The following is a 7,762-nucleotide window of genomic DNA, read 5'->3' as shown; positions in this document are numbered from 1 at the left end:
CCATTGGGGGCTGATGCAGATCAAACACGCGACGGCGCGCGGCATGGGCTATGACGGGCCGGCCAAGGGCCTGTTCGATGCCGATACCAATCTGAAATACGCGGTGAAATATCTGCGCGGCGCCTGGCTGGTGGCCGGCGGCAACGCCAAGAAGGCCGACTGGCTCTACCAGACCGGCTATTATTACGACGCCAAGCGCAAGGGCCTGCTCGAGGCGACCGGCCTTGGCCGCGACCGCCAGCGCCGTCGCCTGCAGCCCGACGCCTGAGCGCGATGCCTGAACCGCGCCCGCCGGCTCTCAACGACATCCGGCTGCGCAAGATCCTCGACGAGACGCTGGTTCCGCCGCACTGGCCCGACGGCTTTGTCATGCGCAGCTTCGAGCCCGGTGATGCGCTGCCCCTGCATGCGCTGTTGACCGAAGTGTTCGACGACGGCGCCGACGGTCCGTTCGATGAGTGGTGGCCGCGCATCGCCGACGATCCCGAATTCGACCCGGCACTGTGCTTCCTCGTCATCGACGCCAAGGGCCGGCTGGCGGCAGCGGCACTGTGCTGGACCCGCGCCTTCGTCAAGGATCTAGCCGTTCATCCCGAGGCTCGCGGCAAGGGCGTTGCCGAAGCGCTGATGTGGCACGCCTTCGCCGTTTTTCGCGAACGCGGCGCCGATCATGTCGACCTCAAGACCAACACGGTCGAGAATCCCACCGCCGTCCGGCTCTATGAGCGGCTGGGCATGATGCCTGTCGCCTGGGAAGGCTAGGGTGTGCTGATATTCAGGTGATGCCGGCCTGCAAATGATGGCTTCCTGCGCTTCCGGTGCTCACGTACCCAAAAGTACGCTCCGCTCCGGTTCTCGGAAACCACCATTTTCGACTCGGCCTGACCTGAATCTCAACACACCCTGATGGGTGTCGCCCCACGCAGGAACGGCGCGATTTGGGAACCCAAAAGCGCCGCTTCGCATTCAATGGGAGGTGAGGGCCTGACAAGCTGCCGGCGGGTGGGAGGATTTTCGGCGGCCGGCTGCGGAGGGACATTCACCATTATGAAACTCTCTCGCGCATTCCTGGCGCTCGGCGTCACTGCCATCCTGGCTGGCACGCCGGCGCGGGCCGTCGAGCTGTCGATGGTGTCGGGCGATACCGGCGACGGCATCAAGGTGCTGCGCGAGATCCTCGACCGTTACGAGAAAGACAGCGGCAACAAGGTCAGCATCGTCGTCATGCCGACGTCCGGGACCGACCAGTTCGGCCAGTACCGGCTTTGGCTCGCCGCCGGAAACAGTGACATCGACGTCTACCAGACGGACGTGATCTGGGCACCGCAGCTCGCCAGTCAGCTCGTGGATCTGACCGCAGCGACCAAGGACGTCGTGGCCGAGCATTTTCCATCGATCATCCAGTCACAGACCGTCAACGGCAAGCTCGTCGCCTTGCCGATCTTCACCGATGCGCCGGCGCTCTACTACCGCAAGGATCTCCTCGACAAATATGGCGCCAAGGTGCCGGCCACCTGGAAGGAACTGGCGGACACCGCCAGGCTGGTCATGGACAAGGAGCGTGCGGCTGGCAATCGGGATATCTGGGGCTTCGTCTTCCAGGGCAACGCCTATGAGGGGCTGACCTGCGACGCGCTCGAATGGGTGATGTCGAATGGCGGCGGCCAGATCATCGAGCCGGACGGTTCCATCTCCATCAACAATCCAAAAGCGGCGGCGGTGCTCGATATGATCAAGGGCTGGGTCGGGACCATCGCGCCGCCCGGCGTACTCGCCTACCAGGAAGAGGAATCGCGCGGCGTCTGGCAGACAGGCAATGCGGTGTTCATGCGCAACTGGCCCTATGCCTATGCGCTCGGCAACGGCGAGGGCTCGCCGATCAAGGACAAGTTCGACGTGGCACCGCTGCCGGCCGGCACGGGCGACGGCGCGCGCCCGGTCGCGACCCTGGGCGGCTGGAATCTCGCCGTCTCCAAACATTCGAAGCATCCGGATGCCGCGATCGGGCTGGTCAAGTTCATCGCTTCGCCCGCGATGCAGAAATACCGCGCGCTGAAGACGTCCAACCTGCCGACCATCCAGGCGCTGTATGACGATGCCGACATTGCCAGGGAGCACCCGATTATTCCGCGCTGGAAGCAGATATTTCTCAATGCGGTGCCGCGCCCGTCGGCCGCGACCAGGATCAAATACAACGAGGCGTCGAGCCAGTTCTGGAACGCCGTTCACAACACGCTCTCGGGCGACGGCACCGCCGCCGACAATCTAGCCGACCTCGAAGCGATGCTGACCAAGCTGAAGGGCAACGGCTGGTGACCACAGTGCCGACAGGGACCGACGCCCGTGCGGCGTCGGAGACACAGGCTGTTCGTCGTCGGCCATCGCCGTTGACGGCACAGCGCGTTCGCTCGGCGTGGCTTTTCCTGGCGCCGATGCTTCTGGTGCTCGCCGGGGCGGCCGGCTGGCCGCTCGCCCGCACGGTCTATTTCAGCTTCACCGACGCCTCGCTGGCCGACCTCGACGCGCGCCAATGGGTCGGCTTCGCCAATTACTTCTCGGTGCTGCATATGCCGAGCGGCCGGACCCTCTATGACGGGCTGCTCGTCGACCCGGTCTGGTGGCGTGCCGTCTGGAACACGGTGCGTTTCACGGTGATTTCGGTGACCTGCGAGACCATCCTCGGCACGATCGTTGCCCTGGTTCTCAACGCCGAATTCGCCGGCCGCGGCATCGTCAGGGCAGCGATCCTGATCCCCTGGGCGATCCCGACGATCGTCTCGGCGAAGATGTGGCAATGGATGCTCAACGACCAGTTCGGCATCATCAATGTCGTGTTGCTCAACCTCGGCCTGATCAGCGACAAGATCGCCTGGACGGCCAACGCCGACACGGCGATGGCGGCCGTCCTCATCGTCGATATCTGGAAGGCGACACCATTCATGACGCTGCTCATCCTGGCCGCGCTGCAGATGCTGCCGAGGGAGATCATCGAGGTCGCCAGGCTCGACGGCGCCAACCCCTGGCAGATCTTCTGGCGGGTGACCTTGCCGCTGATCCGCCCGGCGCTGATGGTGGCCGTGATCTTCCGCGCGCTCGATGCGCTGCGCATCTTCGACCTGATCTATGTGCTGACGCCCAACAATGTGCAAACCAAGTCGATGTCCGTGTTCGCCCGCGAGAACCTGTTCGAGTTCGACAAGTTCGCCTATGGCTCCGCCGCCTCGACCTTGCTCTTCCTGATCCTAGCTCTGCTCACCATCGTCACCATCCGGATCGGCCGGATCAGGCTGGACGGAGGCCGCTGACATGTGGATCGTGAAGCGCACGGCCTTTTACCTGCTGGTCGCGGTCATCGTCTTCGTCGCCGTGTTCCCGTTCTACTATGCCATCGTCACCAGCCTGAAATCGGGGACCGACCTGTTCCGGGCCGATCTGTGGCCGACGACGATCAGCCTCGCCAACTACCGGAATGTGCTGACCGAAGGCAGCTTCGTGCGCAACTTGCTGAACTCGCTGTTCGTCTCCGGCGCGGTGGTTGCGCTTTCGCTGTTGCTCGGCGTCACATCGGCCTATGCGCTGGCGCGCATTCGATTCCGCGGCCGCTCGGCCCTGCTGTTCATCATCCTGTCGGTGTCGATGTTCCCGCAGGTGGCGCTGCTGGCGGGGCTGTTCGAACTGGTCCGCCTGTTCGGCCTCTACAATTCGCTGTTCGCGCTGATCTTCTCCTACATGATCTTCACCTTGCCGTTCACCGTCTGGGTGCTCACCACCTTCGTCCGCGACCTGCCGGTCGAGGTCGAGGAGGCGGCGATCCTAGACGGCGCGACGCCGTGGCTCATCATCACCCGGGTCTTCCTGCCGCTGATGTGGCCGGCGCTGGCAACCACCGGCCTGCTGGCCTTCATCGGCGCGTGGAACGAGTTCCTGTTTGCCCTGACCTTCACCTCCAACAACGCACAGCGGACCGTGCCGGTGGCGATCGCGCTGCTCTCCGGCAACTCGCAGTTCGAGATCCCATGGGGCAACATCATGGCCGCCTCGGTGATCGTCACGGTGCCGCTGGTGGTGCTGGTCCTGATCTTCCAGCGCAAAATCGTTTCCGGCCTCACCGCGGGCGGGGTCAAGGGGTGAGGGACGAGTCCTCAGATGTCCGGCGCGTTGCCGATCTTCTGCTTGAGCTCCAGCGCCCAGGCGCGGCCTTCGTCGCCGCCCCACAGCAGCCAGGCAATATAACCGGCCGAAGGGTTTTGCTCATTGCCGTAGTTCCTGCCGCGCTTGTCGACCTCGTGGCGGGCGAAATAGCTGACCATGCGGCGGATGGTGGAGGGCGCGAGCTTTTCCCGGTTCTTCAGCTCGGTGGCTCGGGCGACGCCGATCTCGGTGCCGCCACGGCCGAACTCGCCGCGCAGCCTGAGGCCCTTGGCGGCATTGTCGGCCACCACTTGCGGGCAGCGCAGATCGATCTCGCCGTCGTGCATGTTGTTCCCCGGATCACGCTGCCCGAACAGGTATTACGACATCTCACCATGCGCAATAAATGTCGGGACCGATCGCTGCCGAACGTCCTTGGGTCGCAGAGCAACCGCGCCGGGACGCCGGCGCCGCGACTTGAAGGAGCCGATCATGATCACCTTTCCCAATGAATCCGCCAAATACCGCACCGCGCGCGAAAAATTGCTGAAGAAGGAAATCGAGCTGCGCCGCGCCATGGAAGAGGTCGCCGAGGCCCGGCGCGCGTTGCCGCCGGGCGGGCTGATCCGCCAGGACTATGAATTCGACGGGCTGGACGGCGATGGGAGGCCTGCAAAGATAAAGCTGTCGGAGCTGTTCGCGCCCGGCAAGGACTCGCTCATCCTCTACAACATGATGTTCCCGCGCCATCCGCAGGAAAAGCGCGAGGTGGCGACCAGCGGCGGCACGGCGAAGCTCGCCCGGCAGGACCAGCCATGCCCCTCCTGCACGGCATTGCTCGACCAGTTCGACGGCGCGGTCGGGCATCTCCAGGCCGCCGGCTTCAATTTCGCGGTGGTGGGCAAGACCGCGCTCGAAAACCTGGTCACGCTCGGCCTCGACAGGGGCTGGCGCAACATGCGGCTGGTGTCTTCGGCTTCCAACAGCTTCAAGCGCGACTACAATGCGGAGGCGGCCGACGGCTCACAGATCCCGCTGCTGTCGGTGTTTCACCGCGACGGCGAGGGCATACGCCATTTCTGGAGTTCGGAACTGGATTTCGCGCCGACGGAGCCGGGCCAGGATCCGCGCAGCCTCGGCACCTGCGAAACGCTGTGGAACCTGATGGATTTCACGCCGGAAGGCCGCCCGAACTGGAACGAGCAGCTGCAATATGGCGAGGCGTGTTGCCACTGAAAGGCAGCTCTGGCCAGCCGCCGCGTTTCAGTTTTCGGAACATGAGTCCCATGGGCTGGCTCGAACGAGGGCATCGGCGAGCGTTCGAGCAAGCCACATATACGGCGGGGCGATCGAGGCGATATGCGCAGGCTTCTTCCTCAAGAGCTGCAACCGGAGTGCCCAAGCGACGTTGGATTGTCCGAGGGACAATTCCAACCGGAGACATGCCATGAAGACGCTTGCCATTCTGACCGCAGCAGCATTGCTTGCCGGCGCGCCGGCCTTTGCCCAGTCGAACACGACCGCCACGACCACGCCGCTCGCTACGACGACGAAGGTCGACACTTCGACCTTCATCAAGACGGTGCCGAGCGCCAATGAGTTCGAGATCGAGTCCAGCAAGCTCGCCGAGCAGAAGGCGACCGATGCCGACGTCAAGGCGTTCGCCAAACAGATGATCGCCGACCACACCAAGGCCGGCGAGGAATTCAAGGCGGCGCTTGCCCAGGGCCAGACAACCTCGGCCACCGCGCCGTCAGGTCCGGCCCTGCAGCCCAAGGAGCAGAAGATGCTCGATGAGCTGAAGGGCGCCAGCGGCGATCAGTTCCAGGCCAAATACATCGAGATGCAGACCAACGCCCACAAGGAAGCCGTCGCGCTGTTCAGCGGCTATGCGCAATCCGGCGACGACCCGGCGATGAAGGAATTCGCCAAGAAAACCCTGCCGACGCTGCAGATGCACGAAAAACATGTGAAGGAACTGGCGGCCGCGCATCAGGGGTGAGGGCGGTTCAAGGCCGACGCTCTACGGCGCCCCCCTCTGTCTGGGGGCGCCGTAGAGCGTTACGGTGGCAAACCAAGCACAATGAGCGGCGCTCAGGTCGACCTGATCTGCTCCACCGCGGTCACCAGCAGCTCTTCCATGGCGGTGCGTATCTGGGCATCCGACTGGGCGATGCCCGCCGCGTCGAAATCGGCGCGCACCTTGCGGAACACGTCGTTGTCGCCGGCCTCTTCGAAGTCGGCGTGCACCACTTCCTTCGCATAGGCGTCGGCGTCCGCACCAGATTTGCCAAGCTTTTCGGCGGCCCAGAGGCCGAGCAGCTTGTTGCGGCGCGCCATGGCCCTGAACTTCGTATCCTCGTCCATCGCAAACTTCTTTTCGAAGCCTTCCTGACGGTCTCTCATGCTGCTCATGGTTTGCCTCGTTCGATGTGAGTCCGATCTTCAGCCCAAGGGAAAAGCGGGCAGGGAAGGCGAGAGTGGCGTGCATGGATGTCTTTAGCAAGGCCGGATCGTTCACGCCGGCGATTGAGCGGGGTGCTTGGCGGTTCCGGTCATTTGGCCGATGTGATTTGACGTTGCCGCGCCGTGTCCTACTCTCGAATGCATGGTGGACGAACCGAGGAGACGAGTGATGCGGTCGCCTTTCAATGGAATTCGCAGCGTCGCGCTGACGGCGGCCGTGATGCTTGCCGCCGGCACCGCGGCCTATGCCCATCATGGCTGGTCGTGGACGCAGGACGGGTTTTTCGAACTCAGGGGCAAGATCACGGCCATCTATATCGGCAATCCGCACGCCACGCTGGATGTCGACGCCGAGGGAGAGGCCTGGCGGGTGGAGATGGCGCCGCCGTCCCGCACCATCGCCGCTGGCTTCACGGAGGAGGTGGCCAAGGTCGGCGACGAGGTGACCGCGATCGGCAACCGCTCGGTCGAGGCGAGCGAAAAGCGCATGAAAGCGGTGCGCGTCATCGTCGGCGGCAAGACATACGATGTCTATCCCGACCGCGTGCCGCCGGCCTAGATGGCGGAGTTCCTCGCCGGCATCGAGCAATTTGCCCTGGCGCGGTGGCTGAAGGGCTCCTTCATTGCCTACCCCATCGTCAACGCGCTCCACATCTTGTCGATCGGCGCGCTGCTGACCAGCGTCCTCCTCATGGACCTCAGGATCTGCGGCGCTTTCCGCTCACTGCCGCACGCCGCGTTCGTCGCGCTGCTGCGCCGCGTTGCTTTAGGCGCGTTCGTCGGTGCGCTCGTCACCGGCTCGCTGCTGTTTTCGGTCAAGGCGAGCACCTATGCGGCGATGCCGGTCTTCCTCGCCAAGATGGCACTCATCCTTCTCGCCGGCGTCAATTTTTTCGCCTTCCTGCGCTTCGCCAGAGGCGGTGACGAGCCGGCCGGCAGCGCCATCCTGGCTGTGCTCTCGATACTGCTGTGGACATCAGTGCTGTTCGCCGGACGGTTCATCGGTTTTCTTTAGCGCCGCATCCACCTTCTCCCCCTGTGGGAGAAGGTGTCGCCGAAGGCGACGGATGAGGGGTGTTCCAGGGAACGCCAACGTCTCACTCCGCTGGACCACCCCTCATCCGTCTCGGCGCTATCGCGCCGATCCACCTTCTCCCACAAGGGG

The 7,762-nt window shown here is 64.0% G+C and carries 11 protein-coding genes; 9 read left to right on the top strand and 2 right to left on the bottom strand.

The window, feature by feature from the left end; all coding sequences use genetic code 11:
* The 5 genes from EN906_RS15470 to EN906_RS15450 form a co-directional block, all read left to right on the top strand.
* On the top strand, window positions 1–268 hold a 268-nt coding region (locus tag EN906_RS15470; RefSeq protein ID WP_164777186.1), incomplete at its 5' end, for a lytic transglycosylase domain-containing protein.
* Window positions 269–273: 5 nt separating this feature from the next.
* On the top strand, window positions 274–762 hold the full coding sequence (locus EN906_RS15465) for a GNAT family N-acetyltransferase (protein ID WP_127270434.1): 489 nt from the start codon (window positions 274–276) through the stop codon (window positions 760–762).
* Between the two features lie 285 nt (window positions 763–1,047).
* Entirely contained in the window at window positions 1,048–2,316 is a 1,269-nt protein-coding gene (locus EN906_RS15460) for an ABC transporter substrate-binding protein (protein WP_127270435.1), read from the top strand.
* A 116-nt stretch (window positions 2,317–2,432) separates the two neighbouring features.
* Window positions 2,433–3,305, top strand: coding sequence for a sugar ABC transporter permease (locus EN906_RS15455; protein ID WP_236382911.1), 873 nt, complete (start codon window positions 2,433–2,435; stop codon window positions 3,303–3,305).
* Window position 3,306: 1 nt separating this feature from the next.
* A complete protein-coding gene (locus tag EN906_RS15450) occupies window positions 3,307–4,131 on the top strand; it encodes a carbohydrate ABC transporter permease (protein ID WP_127270437.1) in 825 nt (274 codons plus the stop codon).
* Window positions 4,132–4,142: 11 nt separating this feature from the next.
* Here the strand turns inward: EN906_RS15450 and EN906_RS15445 are convergent, their stop codons facing one another.
* Window positions 4,143–4,478, bottom strand: coding sequence for a hypothetical protein (locus EN906_RS15445; RefSeq protein WP_127270438.1), 336 nt, complete (start codon window positions 4,476–4,478; stop codon window positions 4,143–4,145).
* A gap of 145 nt (window positions 4,479–4,623) precedes the next feature.
* Here EN906_RS15445 and EN906_RS15440 point away from each other — a divergent pair, with 145 nt between their 5' ends.
* Together EN906_RS15440 and EN906_RS15435 are read left to right on the top strand one after the other, a co-directional pair.
* Window positions 4,624–5,367 (top strand): DUF899 family protein, encoded by a 744-nt coding sequence (locus tag EN906_RS15440; protein ID WP_164749022.1) that lies wholly within the window; start codon window positions 4,624–4,626, stop codon window positions 5,365–5,367.
* Between the two features lie 211 nt (window positions 5,368–5,578).
* Window positions 5,579–6,133, top strand: a complete 555-nt coding sequence (locus EN906_RS15435; protein ID WP_127270440.1) for a DUF4142 domain-containing protein — start codon at window positions 5,579–5,581, stop codon at window positions 6,131–6,133.
* 92 nt (window positions 6,134–6,225) lie between these two features.
* On the opposite strand, the gene EN906_RS15430 is transcribed toward EN906_RS15435, so the two are convergent.
* The gene (locus tag EN906_RS15430) at window positions 6,226–6,546 is read right to left on the bottom strand and encodes a DUF1476 domain-containing protein (RefSeq protein WP_127270441.1); all 321 of its coding nucleotides are present in this window, start codon (window positions 6,544–6,546) and stop codon (window positions 6,226–6,228) included.
* A gap of 220 nt (window positions 6,547–6,766) precedes the next feature.
* Between EN906_RS15430 and EN906_RS15425 the strand changes: the two genes are divergently transcribed.
* Both EN906_RS15425 and EN906_RS15420 read left to right on the top strand, forming a co-directional pair.
* Window positions 6,767–7,156 (top strand): DUF6152 family protein, encoded by a 390-nt coding sequence (locus tag EN906_RS15425; protein WP_127270442.1) that lies wholly within the window; start codon window positions 6,767–6,769, stop codon window positions 7,154–7,156.
* Window positions 7,157–7,612 carry a DUF6644 family protein gene (locus EN906_RS15420; RefSeq protein ID WP_127270443.1) on the top strand — a complete coding sequence of 152 codons (456 nt, stop codon included), beginning with the start codon at window positions 7,157–7,159 and terminating at the stop codon, window positions 7,610–7,612. It begins immediately after the preceding gene.
* Window positions 7,613–7,762: the final 150 nt, after the last annotated feature.

It is taken from the genome of Mesorhizobium sp. M7A.F.Ca.CA.004.06.1.1 (assembly GCF_003999135.1).
GTDB lineage: Bacteria > Pseudomonadota > Alphaproteobacteria > Rhizobiales > Rhizobiaceae > Mesorhizobium.
This window is presented reverse-complemented; position numbering and strand designations above follow the sequence as displayed.

Bases quoted from the DNA above. Each gene is read 5' to 3' on its own strand.
- EN906_RS15465 (WP_127270434.1), top strand. From the start codon at position 274: ATGCCTGAACCGCGCCCGCCGGCTCTCAACGACATCCGGCTGCGCAAG.
- EN906_RS15460 (WP_127270435.1), top strand. From the start codon at position 1,048: ATGAAACTCTCTCGCGCATTCCTGGCGCTCGGCGTCACTGCCATCCTG.
- EN906_RS15455 (WP_236382911.1), top strand. From the start codon at position 2,433: ATGCTTCTGGTGCTCGCCGGGGCGGCCGGCTGGCCGCTCGCCCGCACG.
- EN906_RS15450 (WP_127270437.1), top strand. From the start codon at position 3,307: ATGTGGATCGTGAAGCGCACGGCCTTTTACCTGCTGGTCGCGGTCATC.
- EN906_RS15445 (WP_127270438.1), bottom strand. From the start codon at position 4,478: ATGCACGACGGCGAGATCGATCTGCGCTGCCCGCAAGTGGTGGCCGAC.
- EN906_RS15440 (WP_164749022.1), top strand. From the start codon at position 4,624: ATGATCACCTTTCCCAATGAATCCGCCAAATACCGCACCGCGCGCGAA.
- EN906_RS15435 (WP_127270440.1), top strand. From the start codon at position 5,579: ATGAAGACGCTTGCCATTCTGACCGCAGCAGCATTGCTTGCCGGCGCG.
- EN906_RS15430 (WP_127270441.1), bottom strand. From the start codon at position 6,546: ATGAGCAGCATGAGAGACCGTCAGGAAGGCTTCGAAAAGAAGTTTGCG.
- EN906_RS15425 (WP_127270442.1), top strand. From the start codon at position 6,767: ATGCGGTCGCCTTTCAATGGAATTCGCAGCGTCGCGCTGACGGCGGCC.
- EN906_RS15420 (WP_127270443.1), top strand. From the start codon at position 7,157: ATGGCGGAGTTCCTCGCCGGCATCGAGCAATTTGCCCTGGCGCGGTGG.